The 19,552-nt window shown below is 56.6% G+C and carries 20 protein-coding genes; 7 read left to right on the forward strand and 13 right to left on the reverse strand.

From position 1 onward, the window contains the following. Nucleotides 1–110: 110 nt before the first annotated feature. The 6 genes from J0X19_RS05690 to J0X19_RS05715 all read right to left on the reverse strand — a co-directional run bounded on the left by J0X19_RS05690 (nucleotide 111) and on the right by J0X19_RS05715 (nucleotide 5,712). Nucleotides 111–416 carry a hypothetical protein gene (locus J0X19_RS05690; RefSeq protein WP_206982394.1) on the reverse strand — a complete coding sequence of 102 codons (306 nt, stop codon included), beginning with the start codon at nucleotides 414–416 and terminating at the stop codon, nucleotides 111–113. Beyond that, nucleotides 409–963, reverse strand: coding sequence for an RNA polymerase sigma factor (locus tag J0X19_RS05695; protein WP_242582111.1), 555 nt, complete (start codon nucleotides 961–963; stop codon nucleotides 409–411). The genes J0X19_RS05690 and J0X19_RS05695 overlap by 8 nt, the downstream gene beginning before the upstream one ends. A gap of 290 nt (nucleotides 964–1,253) precedes the next feature. After that, nucleotides 1,254–3,188, reverse strand: a complete 1,935-nt coding sequence (nadE, locus tag J0X19_RS05700) for an NAD(+) synthase (RefSeq protein WP_206982401.1) — start codon at nucleotides 3,186–3,188, stop codon at nucleotides 1,254–1,256. A 147-nt stretch (nucleotides 3,189–3,335) separates the two neighbouring features. Beyond that, the gene (rnc, locus tag J0X19_RS05705) at nucleotides 3,336–4,073 is read right to left on the reverse strand and encodes a ribonuclease III (protein WP_206982405.1); all 738 of its coding nucleotides are present in this window, start codon (nucleotides 4,071–4,073) and stop codon (nucleotides 3,336–3,338) included. Beyond that, nucleotides 4,073–5,323, reverse strand: a complete 1,251-nt coding sequence (gene fabF, locus J0X19_RS05710) for a beta-ketoacyl-ACP synthase II (RefSeq protein WP_206982415.1) — start codon at nucleotides 5,321–5,323, stop codon at nucleotides 4,073–4,075. The genes rnc and fabF overlap by 1 nt, the downstream gene beginning before the upstream one ends. A 152-nt stretch (nucleotides 5,324–5,475) precedes the next feature. Next, a complete protein-coding gene (locus tag J0X19_RS05715; RefSeq protein ID WP_019948606.1) occupies nucleotides 5,476–5,712 on the reverse strand; it encodes an acyl carrier protein in 237 nt (78 codons plus the stop codon). A 161-nt stretch (nucleotides 5,713–5,873) separates the two neighbouring features. On the opposite strand from J0X19_RS05715, the gene J0X19_RS05720 reads away from it, so the two are divergent. Both J0X19_RS05720 and pyk read left to right on the forward strand, forming a co-directional pair. Then, the gene (locus J0X19_RS05720) at nucleotides 5,874–6,302 is read left to right on the forward strand and encodes an IPExxxVDY family protein (RefSeq protein WP_206982418.1); all 429 of its coding nucleotides are present in this window, start codon (nucleotides 5,874–5,876) and stop codon (nucleotides 6,300–6,302) included. 108 nt (nucleotides 6,303–6,410) lie between these two features. Beyond that, nucleotides 6,411–7,850, forward strand: coding sequence for a pyruvate kinase (gene pyk, locus J0X19_RS05725; protein WP_206982420.1), 1,440 nt, complete (start codon nucleotides 6,411–6,413; stop codon nucleotides 7,848–7,850). A 95-nt stretch (nucleotides 7,851–7,945) separates the two neighbouring features. Here pyk and J0X19_RS05730 read toward each other — a convergent pair whose 3' ends face one another. From J0X19_RS05730 to J0X19_RS05740, 3 genes are all read right to left on the reverse strand, one after another. Then, nucleotides 7,946–9,445, reverse strand: a complete 1,500-nt coding sequence (locus J0X19_RS05730; protein WP_206982422.1) for a T9SS type A sorting domain-containing protein — start codon at nucleotides 9,443–9,445, stop codon at nucleotides 7,946–7,948. A gap of 137 nt (nucleotides 9,446–9,582) precedes the next feature. Beyond that, a complete protein-coding gene (gene rpsT, locus J0X19_RS05735) occupies nucleotides 9,583–9,843 on the reverse strand; it encodes a 30S ribosomal protein S20 (RefSeq protein ID WP_206982424.1) in 261 nt (86 codons plus the stop codon). Between the two features lie 119 nt (nucleotides 9,844–9,962). Next, nucleotides 9,963–10,649 (reverse strand): DUF4142 domain-containing protein, encoded by a 687-nt coding sequence (locus J0X19_RS05740; protein ID WP_206982427.1) that lies wholly within the window; start codon nucleotides 10,647–10,649, stop codon nucleotides 9,963–9,965. Between the two features lie 173 nt (nucleotides 10,650–10,822). On the opposite strand from J0X19_RS05740, the gene J0X19_RS05745 reads away from it, so the two are divergent. Continuing rightward, a complete protein-coding gene (locus tag J0X19_RS05745) occupies nucleotides 10,823–11,806 on the forward strand; it encodes a YheT family hydrolase (protein WP_206982438.1) in 984 nt (327 codons plus the stop codon). A 100-nt stretch (nucleotides 11,807–11,906) separates the two neighbouring features. Beyond that, the gene (locus J0X19_RS05750; protein ID WP_206982440.1) at nucleotides 11,907–12,377 is read left to right on the forward strand and encodes a hypothetical protein; all 471 of its coding nucleotides are present in this window, start codon (nucleotides 11,907–11,909) and stop codon (nucleotides 12,375–12,377) included. 55 nt (nucleotides 12,378–12,432) lie between these two features. On the opposite strand, the gene rsmG is transcribed toward J0X19_RS05750, so the two are convergent. The 3 genes from rsmG to J0X19_RS05765 form a co-directional block, all read right to left on the reverse strand. Beyond that, on the reverse strand, nucleotides 12,433–13,065 hold the full coding sequence (gene rsmG / locus J0X19_RS05755; RefSeq protein ID WP_206982442.1) for a 16S rRNA (guanine(527)-N(7))-methyltransferase RsmG: 633 nt from the start codon (nucleotides 13,063–13,065) through the stop codon (nucleotides 12,433–12,435). A gap of 162 nt (nucleotides 13,066–13,227) precedes the next feature. Continuing rightward, nucleotides 13,228–13,845: an RNA polymerase sigma factor gene (locus J0X19_RS05760; RefSeq protein ID WP_206982444.1), complete on the reverse strand. Its 618-nt coding sequence runs from the start codon at nucleotides 13,843–13,845 to the stop codon at nucleotides 13,228–13,230. Further along, nucleotides 13,836–14,960 (reverse strand): glycosyltransferase, encoded by a 1,125-nt coding sequence (locus J0X19_RS05765; protein ID WP_206982446.1) that lies wholly within the window; start codon nucleotides 14,958–14,960, stop codon nucleotides 13,836–13,838. The genes J0X19_RS05760 and J0X19_RS05765 overlap by 10 nt, the downstream gene beginning before the upstream one ends. A gap of 164 nt (nucleotides 14,961–15,124) precedes the next feature. Here J0X19_RS05765 and tgt point away from each other — a divergent pair, with 164 nt between their 5' ends. The 3 genes from tgt to J0X19_RS05780 all read left to right on the forward strand — a co-directional run bounded on the left by tgt (nucleotide 15,125) and on the right by J0X19_RS05780 (nucleotide 18,488). Next, nucleotides 15,125–16,255, forward strand: coding sequence for a tRNA guanosine(34) transglycosylase Tgt (tgt, locus tag J0X19_RS05770; protein ID WP_206982448.1), 1,131 nt, complete (start codon nucleotides 15,125–15,127; stop codon nucleotides 16,253–16,255). A 115-nt stretch (nucleotides 16,256–16,370) separates the two neighbouring features. Next, nucleotides 16,371–17,447 (forward strand): LptF/LptG family permease, encoded by a 1,077-nt coding sequence (locus J0X19_RS05775; protein WP_206982450.1) that lies wholly within the window; start codon nucleotides 16,371–16,373, stop codon nucleotides 17,445–17,447. Nucleotides 17,448–17,573: 126 nt separating this feature from the next. Further along, nucleotides 17,574–18,488: a DMT family transporter gene (locus tag J0X19_RS05780; RefSeq protein WP_206982452.1), complete on the forward strand. Its 915-nt coding sequence runs from the start codon at nucleotides 17,574–17,576 to the stop codon at nucleotides 18,486–18,488. A gap of 105 nt (nucleotides 18,489–18,593) precedes the next feature. Here the strand turns inward: J0X19_RS05780 and ispE are convergent, their stop codons facing one another. Next, nucleotides 18,594–19,415 (reverse strand): 4-(cytidine 5'-diphospho)-2-C-methyl-D-erythritol kinase, encoded by an 822-nt coding sequence (ispE, locus tag J0X19_RS05785; RefSeq protein ID WP_206982454.1) that lies wholly within the window; start codon nucleotides 19,413–19,415, stop codon nucleotides 18,594–18,596. Nucleotides 19,416–19,552: the final 137 nt, after the last annotated feature.

The raw sequence follows: 19,552 nt of genomic DNA on the forward strand, positions 1-19,552 counted from the left end.
TACGAGAAGATGAAACGGACTCAAAGGTACTCAGACATTCGACTTTCGATTTTGCCGCCTTCTTTCCCACTCTGATATGGGTAAGTGGCAACAGCACGGCCCTGAGTTACTCAGCGAGTGGGTAAGGCTACTGGCTGAATATCAGGCTGAAGTTGGTAGTGGCTGGCGGGTTCAACTGAGCGCACCATTGCCCCGTCGCCGCTAAGCAGCAGGATGATACCTAGCAGCACGGCGTAGCTAGGCCAGCGCAGCCAGGCAGGCAGCAACTGCGGCTCCACGGATACTTCGCCAACGAGCCGGGCGCGTACTCGACTGTAGAAGAAGGGCTGCGGTTGGTTGTTCTGCTGGGTACGCCATTGGGCCAGCAGGTTTTCCCATTCTTCGTCGGTAGTGGGGCGGGTGGCGGAATCAGACATGGGGCGAAGGAAGCGTTAGATGCGTGCGAAGAGTTTTGCGGGCGCGAAACAACAGGGATTCTACGGCCGGCACGGTGGTTTCCAGCACCGCCGCAATTTCCTCGTAGCTCAATTCCTGTTCGTGGCGTAGCGTGAAGGCCACTTGCTGCTGGCTGGGTAGTCGGGCAATGTGCGCCAGTAAAAGCTCCACCTGCTGCTGCCCCTCCAGCTGTGCCTGTGGGTGCGCATGGTCCGGTGGCTCGTGCAGCACTTGGTTGTTGAAGCCCAGCAGACTGGTGAAATAAGCAAACCGCTTCTGGGCGCGGGCCCACCGCTGGTGTTTCAGAGCCCGTGAAGTGGCCAGCCGATACAGCCACGTGCTTAGCGCGGCCTCGCCCCGAAACCGGCCGATTGTTTGATAGACTTCCACAAATACTTCCTGAGCCACATCTTCGGCATCTTCCGGCGAGCGTAACAGCGCCAATATGGTGCGGTAGATACGATTTTGGTAGCGTTCCACCAGCGTGCGAAATGCCTCCTCGCTGCCCGCTTGCAATTGCGCTACCAATTCAGCATCGGCAGAAGCAATGCACAGTTGCGCAAGCGGCTCGACGCTGTGAGGGGCAGGTAACGAAAGTATATACACCAGTGAAGCGAGAACTGAAGGATAGAAACGACACCCGCTCAGCACCCGCCCTTTCTCGCGACTACTGAGGTTACATCTGCTTAGGCCACATTAGCACGCAATACTTGCGCCCACCCTCACATCTTTTTCACAGCACATTGATTTACAAGGCAATATCTTGTAAAAGCGGTATTACCCGTCCTGTTGAAGCTTAGCTATAAGCTACCAAGCAGCTACAGCGCGTTCAGTTCTTCGGTGTAGCCGCCACTCAGGATAGGGAAGCGCAGCCACGAGCGAGGATCCACGTTGTAGTCGTCGAGGTGGAAGCTAGGAGCGTACCGTTCGCGCTTCCACTGGTTGCGGCTCCAAAGGCTGTAGAACCGTTTCACGTAGGTTTTCAGCTGCTCCGGGTCGGTATCAGGTTCTTCGTGCACCAGCGTGGCCAGCACCTGCCGTGGGCTGAGCCGGTCGTAGAACGCCAGCCGCTCGATGCGGTTGAGCAGGATGTAGGGCATCAGGTCCCGCTCGTCGGTTTGCTTTTCCTCCAATGGGCGTAGCTCGGCGGTGGGTTGCAGGCCGTTCACGTGGCTCAGCGCAGGGTAGCTCAACTCGGTTTCCGCCCAACGCAGCCACTTTTTCACAAAGTCCTTGTCAACACCGGCAATGGGCGAGATGCTGCCGGCCGTGTCGCCGTCCATGGTACAGTAGCCCACCGAGGCTTCGGAGCGGTTGGAGGTGGTGATAAGCAGGCAATTCTGCACGTTGGCCAGCAACCAAATAGCCGGGGCCCGCACCCGCGCCTGAATGTTTTGTAGGGCCAGGTCGTCGGTTTTCCAGGTCAGCTCCCGGTTCAGCGCGTGCTCAATCTTGCCCACGTAGCCGGTTACTTCCTGGTCGATTTCCCAATTATAAAACACCGCCCCAATGGAATCTGCCAGCTCTTTAGCCGAGTTGAAGGTATCATCGGACGAGTTGACGGTTCCTTGGTAAGCGCAGGTGAGCAGCCGCGTCGTTAGCTTCTTGTTTATCGTTTTTTGTGTTGAGTCGGGTTCATTCAGGGAAGCATCCTTGGGGCCGGGCTGTTGCTGATCGGTCGTGGGCACTACTGCTCCAGCCAGCTGCTCAATATCCTCAGTGGTGAAGCAGCCGCTACGCCGCATAAATTCGGCCGTACCTAGCTCGGTAGTGCCCAGGCGTACCATTTCGGCCACGGCTATGGCGCACATGCACGAATCGGCGCCGCCGCTCAAACTCAGCACGAAGCCTCGGCTGCGGGCTTTGCGCAGGTAGTCGAACAGGGCCAGACTCAGCGCCTGGTTCAGTTCCCGGTACTCATCGGGTGTGGGTAGTGGCGCAATGGCTTCAACGGGCTCCAGCGGCACCGTGAAATCCACGTCCACGCATTCCATATCCACTTCCTTGAAGCTCATCAGCTGGTTGCGCAGCAGCAAATGGCCGTTGCGCGCCACCAATATCTCGCCGTCGTAAGTAATGCGGCCCGCCTCGTTGCCAAGCAGGTTGGCGTAGAGGTAGGTGCAATTGAAATTGCGCGAAGCTTTCAGCACCAGCTGGTAGCGCAAATCGGTTTTGCTCATGGCAAAGTGGCTGGCCGACGGATTCACAATCAAATCCACCCGGCCCCGCAACCGGCAGGCAGGCCGCACATCGTCGGGCCGCCACGCATCCTCACAGATTTCGAAGCCGAACTTCACACCCTGGTGCTCGAAAATCATATCCCCGAGCGTCCACTCCTCCCCTTCCCAGCTTACGGTGGTGGTTTTGCCAGCCGGCCAGGGATGGAAAAAGCGCGGCTCGTAGTGCACCCCGTCGTTGGCTAGAAACTGCTTGGCCGCAAAGCCCAGAATCTGGCCGTCGCGGAGCACGGCGGCCGTATTGTAGGTGCGGTGATTGAGCCGGATGGGTAGCCCCACCACCACGCAAATACCATCGGTCCAAGGCCGCACCTGCTGCAAGTGCTCCAATGCCGCCTCGGGCAGCCAGTCGCTCAGAAACAGGTCTTCACAGCCGTAGCCGGTCAGGCACAGTTCCGGCAAGCACAGCAGCTCTACGCCGGCCGCTTTGGCCTGTTCAATGGCTTCGCGGATAACCCGCAGGTTGTGGGTCCAGTCGAATGGTATCTGGTTGAGGGCGGCGCCGGCAATTCGCATAAGTCGGAATAAAGATGATTTTGCAAAACAACTCCTTTTCCTGACTTTGGGTTGCCCGAAACGGCGGCGTCTTCTGCCAGCCAAGTCGTTGTTACGATTTTAGCCGGCAGAAGACGCCGATGAAACGCAGCAAGCGCAACGTTGTGCTTACACGCCCAGCACTTCCAAAGCCCGTTCGGCGGCCAGCTGTTCGGCCTGTTTTTTACTGAGGCCCATGCCGGTGGCTACGGCTTCTTCATCGAGCAGCACCGTGGCCGAAAACTCCATTACGCCGCCTGGCCGAGGCTCCCCGCTTAGCTCGTAGCGCAAAACGCGCCCGTTGCGCTGGGCCCACTCAATGAGCTTGCTCTTGAAGTTGGCAGTGGTTTGGGTCATGGATTTCACATCCACGTAGGGCTTCACAATGCGCCCCAGCACAAACCGACGAGCCGCTTTGTAGCCTTGGTCGAGGTACACGGCGCCTACCAGCGCTTCCAGCGCATTGCCGTTCACGGAGCGGGAACGGGCCGCCCGCCCCTGGCCGGGGTCGAGCTGCACCAACTTATCCAAGCCCAACTTCAAAGCCAAGGCGTTCAGGCTTTCCCGGTTCACAATGCGGCTGCGCATCTCGGTCAGGAAGCCTTCCTGCTCGTACGGAAACTTGCGGAACAGGTATTCGGCTACCACCGTGCCCAGCACCGCGTCGCCCAAGAACTCCAGCCGCTCGTTGCTTTGCTGCCGGCCCTGCTCGCCCTGCTGCCGCACCACTGATGAGTGGGTGAAGGCCAAACGATAGAGCCGCACGTTGGAAGGCGTGCGGCCCGTTATCGTTGCAATGGCCCGGATAAACGCCTGATCCTGGCCCAGCATGCGCCGGAAAAACCCGAACAAGGGCAGGCCACTCATTACGCCTTGAATTTGCGGAACACCACCGACGTGTTGTGCCCGCCGAAACCAAACGTGTTGCTCATGGCCACGTTCACCTCCCGCACCTGCGCCTCATTGAACGTGAAGTTCAAACGAGCATCCAGTTCCGGGTCGTCGGTAACGTGGTTGATGGTGGGTGGAATAATGCCGTGCTGAATAGCCAAAATGCTGGCTACTGCCTCAATACCACCCGCACCACCCAGCAAATGGCCGGTCATGCTCTTGGTAGAGCTGATGTTGAGATTATAGGCGTGCTCGCCAAAAACCTTCTGAATAGCCTTGATTTCGGCACCGTCGCCGAGGGGCGTGCTGGTTCCGTGGGTGTTGATGTAATCAACCTCCTCCGGCTTGATGCCAGCATCCTGCAACGCGTTCTGCATTACCAGCACCACACCTTCGCCGGTTGGGTCGGGAGCCGTGATGTGGTAGGCATCCGAAGAAAGACCACCGCCAATGATTTCGGCGTAGATTTTAGCGCCGCGGGCTTGAGCGTGCTCGTAGGCTTCAATCACCAACGCCCCAGCGCCTTCGCCCAGCACGAAACCGTCCCGGTCTTTGTCATAAGGCCGGGAAGCCGTCAGGGCGTCGTCGTTTCGCTCACTCATGGCTTTCAGGGCGTTGAAGCCCCCCACGCCAGCTTCCGTAACCGCTGCTTCCGAGCCACCGGTTACTACCACATCGGCCATACCTAGGCGAATGTAATTGTAAGCGGCTACAATGGCATCCGAGGAAGATGCACAGGCTGAAGTAGTTACAAAGTTGGGGCCGCGGAAACCGTTTTTGATGGAGATGTTGCCCGACGAGCTGTCGGCAATCATCTTCGGAATGAAGAAGGGGTTGTAGCGGGGGGTACCGTCGCCTTTGGCAAAGTTGAAGCTCTCCTCCTGGAAAGTCTTCAGGCCGCCAATGCCGGAGCCCCAAATCACGCCAACCCGGTCTTTGTTGACGCCTTCCAGCAACCCGGCATCTTTAATGGCCTCGTCGCTGGCAATGACGGCAAACTGCGTGAACAGGTCCATTTTCCGACCTTCCTTGCGGTCGAAGTAATTATCGGGACTGTAATCCTTCACTTCGCAGGCGAAGCGAGTTTTGAACTTGCTGGCGTCGAAGCGGGTGATGGGGGCGGCCCCACTCAGTCCCTGGCGCAGGCCGTCCCAATAAGTCGGGACGGTGCTGCCCACTGGCGTGATGGCACCCAACCCGGTAACGACAACTCTCCGAAAAGCCATAAGAATGGGCAGAGATTACGAAAAAATGGAAAAGCAAAACGGCCGGCGGCAGGCCGGCCGAATGCGCAAATTGAGTTTTAGGTAGTAAGTATTGAGTACTGAGATAAGCCCAAATTCAGGGCGCCTCCATACTCAATACCAAGTACTTAATACTACTTAGCGTGCTCCTCTAGGTAGCTGATAGCCTGACCCACGGTGCCGATGTTTTCGGCTTGGTCGTCGGGGATAGACACGTTGAATTCTTTTTCAAACTCCATGATCAGCTCAACCGTGTCGAGCGAGTCGGCACCCAGGTCGTTGGTGAAGCTTGCCTCTGGAGTTACCTCCGATGCTTCTACGCCTAGCTTGTCGATGATAATGGCTTTTACTTTTTCTGCAATTTCAGACATTTCCGTGGGGGTTTAGAGAAAACTCGCCACAAATAACACCATCTTCCCTAACATTTTCAAACATCGTTGCCCTAAACTTCCGAGTACAAGATTCTGACCTCATCCGTTCATTTCGACTGCTAGGTCTGTAATTTTGCTGGCTCTCACCTTGCTATTTGCTCATGAAAACGCTTACGCTGGACGTAGAATACGACTGCAACTTCGACCTGTTCGGGGTGGTTTCGTCGAGCCGGGAGCACATGCTGGCGTGGCAGCTCAACCAGTTGCTGCGCCTGCGCCTGGTGAAGCAGCAGGACCTGATTTACGATTTACTGAGCCAGGGCCGCTTGGTTATCAGCAATTATCTTCACGCCACCGAGCACTTCACGCTGCGGCTCCTGCGCAACCGCTCCCTCGACCCCTCTGTACTGAAAAAACCCTTCCTGGCGCCTGATATCAAAGAATACGACTACCTGATTCAGGTAAGCAACGGCACCGGATTATTGGCAGCGGATACCTTAGTGCAGGAACTTGCGGCCTTGCCAGTGGTGCAGTACGTCTGTCAATTTGACCCGAATAGTCTGAAGTTTAAAGAAAATCTGCTCTTTTGAGGATTGTAGCGCCAAGCTCCAGCTTGGCGAACCGTCGGCAGCCTGTGCCGGCACTTCTCTGCCACTCGTTCAACAACCCGCCAAGCTGGAGTTTGGCGTCACTCACTTATGGAATCACGCGCTCAGTTCAATAAAACCAAAATTGTGGCCACGGTGGGCCCCGCCTCCAACACGTACGAGCGGCTGGCTATGCTCATCCGGGAGGGTGTGGATGTGTTTCGCCTCAATTTCTCGCACGGTTCCTACGAAGACCATTTGTCGGTTATCAACACGGTACGGCGGCTGAACAAAGATTTGCGCACTAATGTGGGCCTGCTTCAGGATTTGCAGGGCCCGAAAATCCGGCTCGGTGATGTGGAGGGCGGCGGCGTGGAAATCACGCGCGGCGACAAAATCAAGCTGGTGTGCGGCGAAAAGGAAATCAGCACGGCTACCCGCCTGAGCACCATCTACATGGGCCTGGCCCGCGACGTGAAGCCCGGCGACATGATTCTGCTGGACGACGGCAAGATTGAGCTGAAAGTGCTGGCTACTGACCGCGAAACCGAAGTGGACGTGGAAGTGGTGTACGGCGGCCTCGTGAAACCCCGCAAAGGCATCAACCTCCCCGACTCCGAAGTGTCGGCGCCCTCGATGACGGAGAAGGACATTGAGGACTTGAAATTTGGGTTGGAGCACGACGTAGACTGGATTGCGTTGTCGTTTGCGCGCCGGGCCGAGGATATCCGCTTCATCAAGTCGTTGATTGCAGAAGCCGGTAAATCCACCCGTGTAATTGCCAAAATCGAAACGCCTGAAGGTCTGAAGAACCTCGACGAAATCATTGCCATTACCGATGCCGTAATGGTAGCCCGCGGCGACCTGGGCGTGGAAGTGAAGATGGAAGAGGTGCCGATGGCGCAGAAGCAGATTGTAGAGAAGTGCAACAAAGCCGGCAAGCCCGTAATTGTAGCCACTCAGATGATGGAAAGCATGATTTCGGCTCCGCGCCCAACCCGTGCCGAAACCTCCGACGTAGCCAACGCAGTAATCGACGGGGCGGATGCCGTGATGCTGTCGGCAGAAACGGCGGTTGGAGCCTATCCGGCCGAGGTTATCCGCTCGATGGTAGCTACCATTCTGAGCGTGGAAACCCGCATGCCGAGCCTCTACAACCACTGGTTCCCGATTGACCCGACGGCGCCTAGCTTCATGGTGGACAGCCTGTTGTCGGCGGCGTGCCACTTGGCGAAGAACACGGGTGCCAAGGCCATTACGGCCATGACGCACCGCGGCTACACCGCCTTCCAGATTGCCAAGTACCGCCCGAAAGCCAACATCTTCGTCTTCACCGACAACCGCCCATTGCTTACCACCCTGAGCTTGATTTGGGGCGTGCGGGGTTTCTACTACGACCGGATGGTGAGCACCGACAACACCGTTTCCGACATCAAATACGTGTTGACCACGATGGGCCACCTCCAGAAAGGGGATGTGTTCATCAACACGGCTTCCATGCCCATCAACGAGAAAGGCAAAGCCAACATGGTGAAGGTGAGCGTGGCTTAAGTACCTAACGCTAAGCTTTGCGTAACCTCATACCGTGCAAAAACGCCCGTCTGGCAATCCAGACGGGCGTTTTCATGTACTCGTGTTATCAGAAGCTACTGATGTTGCAGACGTAGCTGCTGCGGTGCCTCTCCGGCAGCCTGTACTTCCACCACATACAGGCCCGCTGCCAATTCTGACAGTGGCAAAAGGGCGGTAGTTTGGCCGCTGGCAAGTGGCTGACGTGCAACGGCACGGCCTAGCGCGTCGAGCACCCGCACCATAGTGCCTGCGCGGGCGGGTTCCGGCAACGTGAGTGTCACTGAGCCAGCAGTTGGGTTAGGATACAGTTGGAACATAGCTGCACGTTGGGCCGACTTAGTAGGCAGCAGCGTGGCAAAGTTGGCGCGGCTGCCACAGGTTTGCACAGTGCCGTTGATGGCGCGGCGGCTGTAGACCAACTGATGCTCGCCTTGCCTTACTACCCCTACGCCTTGCGCCACAGCTTGCTGCCAGCCCAAGGCATCTATTCCAGGGTTGTACATAGTGCTTAGCGGGTTCGAGTACAAGGCTTCTGATAGCAACGCAGCCGGTCCACTACAAGATGTTCCGTACCGTGCTGGCACAATTGGCAGACCTATAAAAACACTGTTTGCGCTACCAGTTCTACCCGGCGAACGGTAGGCATACGTCAGCAAAGTGCCCAGAGGCTTAAAAGTCCAACTACCTTGCCACTGCCCTGTCCGGCGTGAGGCAGCAATACGTGTTGTGTATATGCCCGAAACTGTAACACCCGCTGGTCCACAGTTGGGCGCACCGCTATTCACAGTGCGTCCTTGTGCCTGCATCGTGTATGCAATACTATCAGAGGTAATCTGCCGCGAGAGTATCCGGTACAGAGTATAACCAGTGGAACACGCAAAAGGACTAGCGGTGTATGGCGTTTGCTCGTATCCCAACTCGTCGCCGGGCTGCAAATCCAGTATAGTGAGTGGGTTGTAGTAGCTGAGGCCGGCGGGCGCGGGGCGGCGGGCCAGGGTGAGTAGCCGAGCATTAGGCACGCCGAACAGCAAATTGGCTGGTCCTGATACTAGCCCATTATTCTTACTTAGCACAATCAGTACGCCAGGATTAGTACCAGCTCTAAATGTTACGATTGAGTCTTGCACACCATCGAGCAGCATAGTCCCGCGCGAAACTAGAGTGGTGGTTACGCCATAATCAGTGAAGGCACTGCTCCACGTTTCGCCTAGTTGCGCGAAAGGCTTTAATACAAGCAAATAGTCGAGGATAAAGCCCATAGTGGAGCCACCGTTCCAAAACAGCGCGTAGGTACGCTGCGCCGCGTTGTAACGCATCTGCTGCCCGAACTGGTTGTTGCGGGCTTTCTGCCAAGGAGAATTACCAGTGCGCCGCATGATGCGGTTGAAGTAGTACACCGAATCGGGGCCGGTTACACCCGCCGAATCCAGCCGCAGGGTTAGAATGGTATCGGGAGAGGCGCCGCGGAAGGCGTGGACGTCGCCGTTAGGGCGAAAAGGGCGCCAGTTTTGGGCTTGCGCTGGTAGCCAGCCGATGCAAGCGCACACAAGTAACAAGTGGTACAGGTATTTCATAGAAAAGAATTTAGAGATAGAGCGAGGAAAAGATAGATAATATCTAATAAGTAATACAGTGCCCACGAATGCGAAAAGGCCCCGCGCTTGCGCACGGGGCCTTTCCTGTATAAAAGAGCAGAAGTAGCTTTTGCTGCTTAAGCGGCAGCCAGCGACTTCACGAACTTAGCCAGCTTCGACTTGTTGTTGGCGGCTTTGTTCTTGTGGATGATGTTCTTTTTGGCCAGACGGTCCAGCATCGACGATACTTTCTTCAGCAGCTCTTGCGCAGCGGTAGCGTCGGTGGTAGCACGCAGTTTCTTAACGGCGGTGCGGGTAGATTTAGCCTGGTAACGGTTCAGCACGCGCTTAGCTTCGTTGGAACGGATGCGCTTGAGGGCCGACTTATGATTTGCCATGGGGTAGAAAAAAGGTTCTTCTGCTCGAATTCAGTTCAATTGGGTTGGCAAAGGTAAGGCTTTGGCGGGAAATAACAAATACTTGCGTCCCGCTTCTCTTACCTGGCTCATTGTGAGCGTTAATCCACCTTGTCTTCGATTTCGGTGGCCATGGCGCCGTGCGACTTTAACATAGGCAGCGCTTTGGTAGCATAGGCCTTCACGGTAGCATTGGTGGCCGTACGGCTTTTGGTTTCAAACATGGCAATGTCCATTTGATGCGCGGTTTCCATGGCATCCATGTAGGCCTCATCGAACTTTTTACCCTCCGTGTTCTTCACCTTGTCGGCTATGGCTTGGTGGATGGGCATCATGGCTTCGGGCAGCGTCACGCTCAGCGGCGTAGCAATAGTTTTCAACTCCTGGGTTGCTTTGGTATGATGGTCGAGCATCATCTGCGCGAATTTCTTTACCTCCGGGCTAGTTGATTTCTGCAAAGCCAACTGCGCCGTTTGAATTTCCAATAGGTTGCTGCTGCCCGCCGTGAGCAAGAAAACCGGGTCTTGCATGGTAGGCAAACTGGCCGTGAAGCTTTCCATAGCGGTGGTAGGAGCCGTATTGTCGCCGGTAGGGGCATCAACTGAGTTGCTGACGACTGCGGGGGTAGTGGTGGCGTCGCCTACGTTGCCGGCCGGGCCGGGCATAGTGCTGCTGTTGGCAGTGGCTGTTGCGGCCGGGTCGCTGGCGGTGTTGGTGGTGCTGCACCCGAAACCCAGCAGCATAGTGCCGGCAAGCAGGATGGGAGAAAGTGCTTTCGTCGTATTCATAGGTATAGGGTTGAAAAGCAGAACGTTTCTTGCCTATACGGTAGTTTGGCGGTCAGGTCAGTGCTGGTTGGCATAACTCGTACTTATACTTGCATAAACCTGTATTCTGCGGCGAAAACAAACTTATTGGGGTTTGAATGGCTTTATAGAGCTGCTTTTTACTGTGTATTCCTATGCCCCTTGTTGCGCACTCCCGTTATCAGCCGCCGTTTTACTTGTTCAATGGCCACCTGCAAACCATCGTGCCCAGCCTACTGCGCACAGTGCCCGAGGTGCGCTACGAGCGGGAACGAGTGGAAACCACTGATGGCGACTTTCTGGATTTGGACTGGTCGCGGCTGCACGGCCAGACAACCGACACACTCTGCATAGTATCGCACGGGCTGGAGGGCGACGCCAGCCGGCCGTACGTGCGCGGCATGGTGCGGGCCCTCAACCGGGCCGGCTTTGATGCGCTGGCTTGGAACTACCGCAGCTGCGGCGGCGAAATGAACCGCCTGCTCCGCTCCTACCACCTCGGCGACACCGACGACCTGGATTTTGTGGTGCGCCACGCCCTGGCCACCGGCCGCTACCAGCGGGTGTACCTCACGGGCTTTTCGGCCGGCGGCAACGTCACGCTCAAGTACCTCGGCGAAAACCCCGACCGGGTACCCGCCGAAGTGCAGCGCGCCGCCGTGTTTTCGGTACCCACCGACCTCAAAGCCAGCTCCCACCAGATTGCCCGTCCCGAAAACCGTATTTACTTGAACCGCTTCATGAAATCGTTGCGGCGCAAGATGCGCGAGAAGGCCGCGCTACTGCCCGGCCAAGTGAACCTGGAAGGCTTGGATTTGCTGCGCGACTTCCCGCAGTTCGACGACCGGTTTACGGCCCCCATGCACGGCTTCAAATCGGCCGACGAGTATTACGAGCACTCAGCTTCGGGCCGCTACCTCAGCGCCATCCGCATCCCCACGCTACTCGTCAACGCCCAAAACGACCCGTTTCTGGCTCCTAGCTGCTACCCGCGGGAAGTGGCATCTCGCAGCAAGTTCGTGTTCCTGGAAACCCCACAAGCAGGCGGCCACGTCGGTTTTGGCGAGGGCACGCCCGATGGCGAGTACTACTCGGAACGGCGAGCGGTGGAGTTTCTGACGGCTGCGGTGCCGGGGTAAGGATTGTTAGAGTTACTGATGGCTTGAAGTATCTATTTAACGTAATAGCAGTTATAGCAGATTTGTCAAAAAAGTGCATATTCAAGCTTGTCCATCACATGTGACCAAAGCAGTACTTTTATTAGACTATCCGCAAGAATTGATTACACACATGAGTAATAGGAACAATGAGCCCTCTGTAGCAGGGCTACTGATTGTCACGGTAGCTGCACTGGGGTTGATTTACTGGACCTTACCCAACTATTTTCTACACCTGAACTATAGAACAAGTAAAGCCACTGTTAGCGCGCTCGATAGTACTCGCCTCACCTGGGAATACAAAAACACGTTTGATGGGCAGACATACGCCTTTCAACGAGACTTATCCTCTTCTGACTACCAAAAACTTAGAGCATCCCATACGCTTACCGCGCTTTATCCTAGCTACTTCCCAGAGCATGCTATAGTAGAAGAATTAGATAAGAGACGGCCGTTGATAGTAACCATTATGATCCATTTAGTGATCATAGCAACTATTTACAAGTCTGCAAAGCAAGTGCTTAAAGCTTCTAGTAAAGGTTCTGTCTCTTAAGCCTCTCAGCCCGTAACGTTATCCAAACTATACTCTTAAAATAGCACAAGCCTCCTTACCCCCGCCCACCCGAGTTAGTTGGGACGAACACCACCTTCTTCGTCTCGAAGAACTCCTCCGTGTAAAAGTCCTTGAGGTCGGTGACGGTGGCTTTGAGGCCGGACTCGGCAATTTCTTCGGTTAGGTCGCCGCCTTTGAGGTAGTAGAGGCCACTGGTGGCGCTGGCGTGGGGCTTGTAGCGGTGCGCAATCCAGGTGTGGAAGGTGGCGAGGCGGGCTACGGCGCGGCTCACTACGTAGTCGTACTTGGGGCGGAGCTGCTCGGCGCGGATTTGCTCGGCCGTCACGTTGGTGAGGCCCAAGTCGCGCGCCATTTCCTGCACGGCGTGGATTTTCTTGCCGATGCTGTCGACCAGGTGAAACTTCACTTCCGGGAACAGAATGGCCAGTGGCAAGCCGGGTAAGCCGCCGCCCGTGCCCACATCCAGCACCGAGGCGCCGGCCGGAAACTCCACCACTTTCGCAATGCCCAGGGAGTGCAGGAAATGGCGCTCCGCTAGGTTGTCCACGTCGGTGCGGGCCACCAGGTTGAGGCGCTCGTTCCAGCTGCGAAACTCGGTATCGAGCTGCTGGAACAGCTGGCGCTGGTGGTCGGTGAGGTGCGGGAAGTAGTGGTTGATGATATCCATGATGCGGCAAAGGTAACGTAGCGCGGAAATCTGTTCCGCGACGAGCGAAGCGAGTTCCTACGCGCCTGCAACGTTAGTATACGCTTGCTACTCGCTCCGCTCGTCGCGGAACAGATTTCCGCGCTACATAAAAAAAGCCCCGGCTTGCGGCGGGGCTTTTCACTAGATGATTTCTTTCTTGTTTTTCACCATGTCATAGAGCAGCTCACGGGCGCGGTGCAGCTGGGCTTTCACGGTGCCGAGGGGGGCTTTCAGCTCCTGAGCAATTTCCTCGTAGCTCAGCTCATCGAAGTAGCGCAACGTGACGAGGCGCTGGTACTTATCGGGCAGCCGGGATACCACGTGCTGCATGATTTCGATTTTCTGGTTTTTGATGGTCGATTCCTGCGGGTTCAGGTTCTGGTCGCGGAAGTCGATGGTGATTTCGTCGCCGTTGTCGATTTTGATGGCCGAGTCAATCGACATCGTCTTGATTTTATTCTTGCGAATAAAGTCGATGCAGTTGTTGGTGGCAATCCGGAACAGCCAGGTGCTGAACGCAAACTCCGGGTTGAACTTGTGCAGGTTGCGGAAGGCCTTGGCAAACGCCTCGATAGTGAGGTCCTCGGCGTCATCGGGGTTGCGCACCATCTTCAGCACCACATGATACACCGGCTTTTTATAGATATGCATTAGCTCAGCATACGCCTTTTCATCGGCGTTTTCTACGGCGGCCCGAATCAACTTGAAGTCGTGCTTGGCCTTTGCTGAAAACTGTTTTTCCGGGTTGTTTACTTCCATCTGAGGGTACGGTAGAGGAACAGCGAGATTCCTAAAGCGAGATAATAAAAAAAGTAGACAAGGTCTAATACCGGCAGCAGAACCCCCGGCAGTGGGTCATCGAGGCGCCGGCTAAGGCGCTGATAGGTGCCCGTAACGAGTGCAGTACGCACGGTCCATAGGCCGGCCAAAGGTATCCAATCGGGGCGGGAAAACAGCAAAATCAAACTAATACCATGAAAAAGCATATTACTTCCCATAAAGGTTCCAATCCGCCACCGGTCGGACGCCTGATAACGCCTTCCCGCCGACAAATGGCGCCTTTTCTGCCGCCACCAGGCCGCCCACGTTTGGGCTGGCTCACTGAGAGTATGGGCCGCTGGCTCGGCTACCACCACCACCCGCGCGCCTTGTGCCACGGCGTCCTGCACCAGCAGGTCGTCGTCGCCGCTCAGGCTACGGATGTGGGAGGCAAAGCCTTTGGTGGAACGAAAGACCTGCGGCGTGTAGGCCAGGTTGCGGCCCACGCCCATGTAGGGTTTGCCCCGCCACGCGAACGACAGATACTGCGCGCCGGTAAGTAAGGTTTCAAACCGAATCAGCTTATTCAAAAATCCGGGCGCTTCGGCGTACGCTGAATAGCCGAGCACCATATCGGCGGGGCGCTGGAAACCGGCTTGCATGTGTTGCAGCCAGTGGTTGGTGGCGGGTATGCAGTCGGCATCGGTGAAGAGCAGCTGGCCGTAGCGCGCCGTTTTGATGCCCAGGGTCAGGGCGTATTTCTTGGGGGCCAGGCCTTCGGGCGTACGGTCGATGGTGACGAGGCGGACGTGCGGATAATACTGGGTGAGCTGCTGCACATATAAGTAGGTGTCGTCGCCGGACCGGTCGTCGATGAGAATGATTTCAAAGCCGGCGGGATACTCTTGCTTGAGCAGCAGCGGCAGCAGGCGGCGCAGGTTGTCTAGCTCGTTGCGGGCACACACCAAGATGGATACCGCCTCGGCCAGTTCGGCGGTTGGCTCGGGCTCCGGGGGGCGGTTGGCGAAGGGTAAAAAGTAGTAGGTAACGTAGCCAACCTGCACCAAAACGGTAGCTAGGAGCAGCCAGATGGCCGGGGAAAAATGAACAGGCAAAACGCGAGTAGTGAATTAGCCCGCAAAAGTAGGCATTCGAGGTGGGCGAAGTACCTTTGTGGTCTTATCGGTTGTTGGTTGTTGGTTGTTAGTTGTTGGGTTGTTCTTTCAAGGACTCCTGCTCACTGACAACTGACAACTGACAACCGGCAACTCACTGCCGCATGACCTTCGACCTAGTAACCCAAGACCCGCACACCAAAGCCCGCGCCGGCGTCGTGCACACCGACCACGGCGCTATTGAAACGCCCATCTTCATGCCCGTGGGCACGGCTGGTACGGTGAAAGCTGTGCAGCAGCGCGACCTGAAAGACGACGTGCAGGCCCAGATTATCCTCGGCAACACCTACCACCTCTACCTGCGCCCCGGCCTGGAAGTGCTACAGAAGGCCGGCGGCCTGCACAAGTTCAATGGCTGGGACCGGCCCATCCTCACCGATTCGGGTGGCTATCAGGTGTACTCGCTCAGCGGCACCCGCAAAATCAAGGAGGAGGGCGTGAAATTCCGCTCCCACATTGACGGCAGCCAGCACCTGTTTTCGCCGGAAGGCGTGATGGACATTCAGCGCACCATCGGGGCCGACATCATCATGGCCTTCGACGAGTGCACACCCTGGCCCTGCGAATACGAGTACGCCCGCCGCTCCCTGGATATGACGCACCGCTGGCTGACCCGCTGCATTCAGCGCTTCGACAGCACCGAGGGGCACTACGGCTACTCCCAAACCCTGTTCCCGATTGTGCAAGGCAGCACGTTCAAGGATTTGCGCGTGAAGTCAGCAGAGTTCATAGCCGAGCAGGGCCGGGAAGGCAACGCCATTGGCGGCCTGAGCGTGGGTGAGCCGGCCGAGCTGATGTACGAAATGACTGAGCTAGTGTGCGACATCCTGCCCCAGGACAAGCCGCGCTACCTGATGGGCGTGGGCACCCCGGCCAATATTCTGGAGAACATAGCGTTGGGCGTAGATATGTTTGACTGCGTTATGCCGACCCGCAACGCCCGCAACGGCATGCTCTTCACCACCCAAGGCATCATCAACATCAGCAACAAGAAATGGGCCGACGACTTCGAGCCGATTGACGCTGAACTAGGCGGCTACGTCAGCACGTTCTACTCAAAAGCTTACGTGCGCCATTTGTTCCACAGCAAGGAAATGCTCGGCCCGCAAATTGCTTCCATCCACAACCTCACGTTCTATCTGTGGCTGGTGAAGCAGGCCCGCCAGCAGATTCTGGCCGGCACCTTCCGCGAATGGAAAGACCGGATGGTGAAGCAGGTGATGACGCGGCTGTAGGTTCGTTTTTCGTTGTTGGTTTTTTGTTTTTCGTTTCTCGACCACTCGAAACAAATGCCTTATCTCCAGCAGAAAACCAGCAGCGAAAAACGAAAAACCAATAACGAAAAACGAAGTGAAACTGCTCGATAAATACATTCTCAAGAAATTTCTCACGGCCTTCTTCTTCACCGTGGTGGTGCTGGTGATGGTGATTTGCGTGATTGACTTCACTGAGAAGAACGATGACTTTCTTAAGCATAATCTGGGGATCAAGCAGATTATGTTGGAATACTACGTGAATTTGTTTCCGTACTATGCCAACCTGCTCTCCCCTATCACCGTGTTTATTGCGGTGGTGTTTGTGACGGCGCAGCTGGCGGCGCGCACCGAAATTGTGGCTATTCTGGCCAGCGGCGTGAGTTTCAAGCGGCTGCTGGTGCCGTATCTGATGGGTAGCGCCATCCTGGCAGTAGTTACCATTGCCCTGACCGGCTGGATTATCCCGTACGCCAACAAAACGCGCGTCAACTTCGAGCGGAAGTACACCAAGAACCCCTACGTGTACAAAGGGCGCAACGTGCACATCAAAATCGGGCCCAATAGCTACGCCTACATGGAGAGCTACAACAACGTGAGCAACGTGGGCTACAAGTTTGCGCTGGAAACCGTGGAAGGTACCCTGCTCAAGCGCCGCATGACCGCCGAAGCCATTACCTGGGATTCCACCAAGCGGGCCTGGCTGCTTTCGCCGCAACTCGTACGCATCATCAACGGCCCCAAAGAAACCCTGCTGACGCTGCCCGCCCGCGACACCACGCTCAACCTCTACCCCAAGGATTTTGCCAGCACCTACCGCCTCAGCGAAACGCTCACTTTGCCCGAGCTGAACCGCTTTATCAAGCAGAAAATAGACCGGGGCGCCTCCGACACGCAGATTTATTTGAGTGACAAATACGAGCGGTACGCCTACCCGTACGCCATGTTCATCCTCACCATCATCGGGGTGATTATGAGTGCGCGCAAGAGCAGGGCCGGTGTGGGCGGGCAGATTGCGCTGGGCTTCGTGCTGGCTTTCGTGTTCATCATCTTCGTGATTCTGAGTCGCAACTTCGCCCAAGTCGGCGACCTGAATCCCATGCTGGCCGCCTGGATTCCCAGCATTGTTTTCACCTGCATCGGGCTGGTGCTCTACCGAGTAGTACCGCGCTAAATGGCGAAATGGTGAGATGGTGAAATAGTGAGTTTAATGTTCAGCTGGTGCCATTGGTACAGGTAGCACAGACTCGCGCAATCAAAACCACCAAACTCACCATTTCACCATCTCACCATTTCACCTATGTTAAAAGACTACCTCCGCCTGCATTTCATTGTGTTGCTCTGGGGCTTCACGGCCATTTTGGGCAAGCTGATTTCGGTGCCGCCGGTGGAGCTGGTGTTCTGGCGCACCTTGCTGGCAACCGTAGGGCTGGGCGTATTGCTGGTGGGCCGTAAGGTGGCATGGCGCGTGGCTCCTACGGAGGTATTTCGGCTGCTGGGCGTGGGCGCACTGGTAGCGGCGCACTGGATTACGTTTTTTCTGGCGGCGCGCCTGTCGTCGGTGAGCGTGTGCCTGGCGGGCATGGCCACACTGGCCCTCTGGACTTCGTTGCTGGAGCCGCTGCTGCTGTGGCGGCGGGTGCGGCTCTATGAAGTTGGGCTGGGGCTGCTGACGATGGTGGGGCTGTATTTGGTATCGAGGGCCGAGCTGGACCAGCTGGCGGGGCTGCTGGTAGCCATCTTGTCGGCGGGACTTTCGGCCCTGTTTAGCGTGCTGAACTCGCAGTTGGTGAAGCGACACGCGCCGCTGCGGCTTACCTTCTACGAAATGGGCGGGGCGTGCCTCAGCATTGCGCTGTTTTTCCCATTCTATAGCCACTATTTCACCGAAGGCCGCGGCCTACAACTTGCGCTGCACGGCTACGACTGGCTGTGGCTGGGTCTTTTGGCGGGCGTATGTACCGTGTATGCCTTCTCGGCCTCGGTGGAGCTGATGAAGCGCCTATCGGCTTTCGTGGTGAACCTGACTATTAATCTGGAGCCGGTGTATGGCATTTTGCTGGCCGTGCTGCTGCTCGGCAGCGAAGAGAAAATGTCACTAGGGTTCTACCTCGGCACGTTGGTTATCCTGTTCAGCGTGCTCATCCACCCCGTCCTCGACCAATGGAACCAGCGGCGCGCCCGGCGCAAAGAAGCCGCGGAAGTATTGGTATAGGTGAAATTGTGAGGTGGTGAAGTGGTGAGTTTATGTTCGGAGCTGCGCGCATTTGCACTCCTGAGCATCAACTCACCATTTCACCACTTCACAATTTCACAATCTTTACAACCTTGCGTCCCAGACCAGATACTGCGCGGGCAACTCCAGCTTCGGGGGCAGCTCCTGGCCGGGAAACAAGCCGTACACCGCCGAACCCGAGCCGGAGAGGCTGGCGTAGGCTGCGCCGGCCGCGTACAGTTGCTGCTTGATTTCGCCCAGCACCGGATAGATTGGCGTCAGGGCATCTTCAAAATCATTGCTGACAGTATTGCGCCAGGTTTCCAGGGGTTGACTCAGGGCCTGGCGTAGGTCGTGGCGCGGCGCGGCGGCGGTTACGCGGGCATAGGCTTCGGCGGTGCTGATGTGCAGGCCGGGGTACACCACTTTGCAGGCGGTGCCGGTCAGGTCCAGGCTGATTTCCTCGAACACGTCGCCTTTCTCGTAGGCAAACACCGGCTTGTTGACCACAAAAAAAGCACAGTCGGAACCCAACTGGCGGGCGTAAGCTTGCAGCTTCTCGTTGGGCAGATTCAGCTGGAACAAATCGTTCAGAGCTCGTAGGGCAAAGGCCGCATCAGCCGAACCGCCGCCCAGGCCGGCCCCAATTGGCACCACTTTGTGCAGGTGTAGTTGTACTGGCGGCAGGTTGAAATCGGCCCGCAACAACTCGTAAGCGCGGCGGCACAAATTGGTGGCCGGGTCGCCGGGGATGGGAATGCCGGTCAGGGCGAGGGTGGTTTCGGTGCCTTCGGGGGTGGGCAGCACTTCCAGCGCATCGCACCACGGCAGGGGCACAAACACCGATTCGAGGTTGCGGAAGCCGTCGGGCCGCTGCCCCGTGACGTACAGACCGAGGTTGAGTTTGGCGTTCGGAAAAACGAGCATGGGCTAAAGGTAGTGGTCAGTTGCCAGTTGTCAGTTGCGAGTTGTCAGTTGCCGGTTGTCAGTGTGACTGATTGGAAGTATGCTGACAACTGGCAACTGACAACCGGCAACTCACAACTGATAACTTGCAACCCAAA

Source organism: Hymenobacter telluris, assembly GCF_017313265.1.
GTDB lineage: Bacteria > Bacteroidota > Bacteroidia > Cytophagales > Hymenobacteraceae > Hymenobacter > Hymenobacter telluris.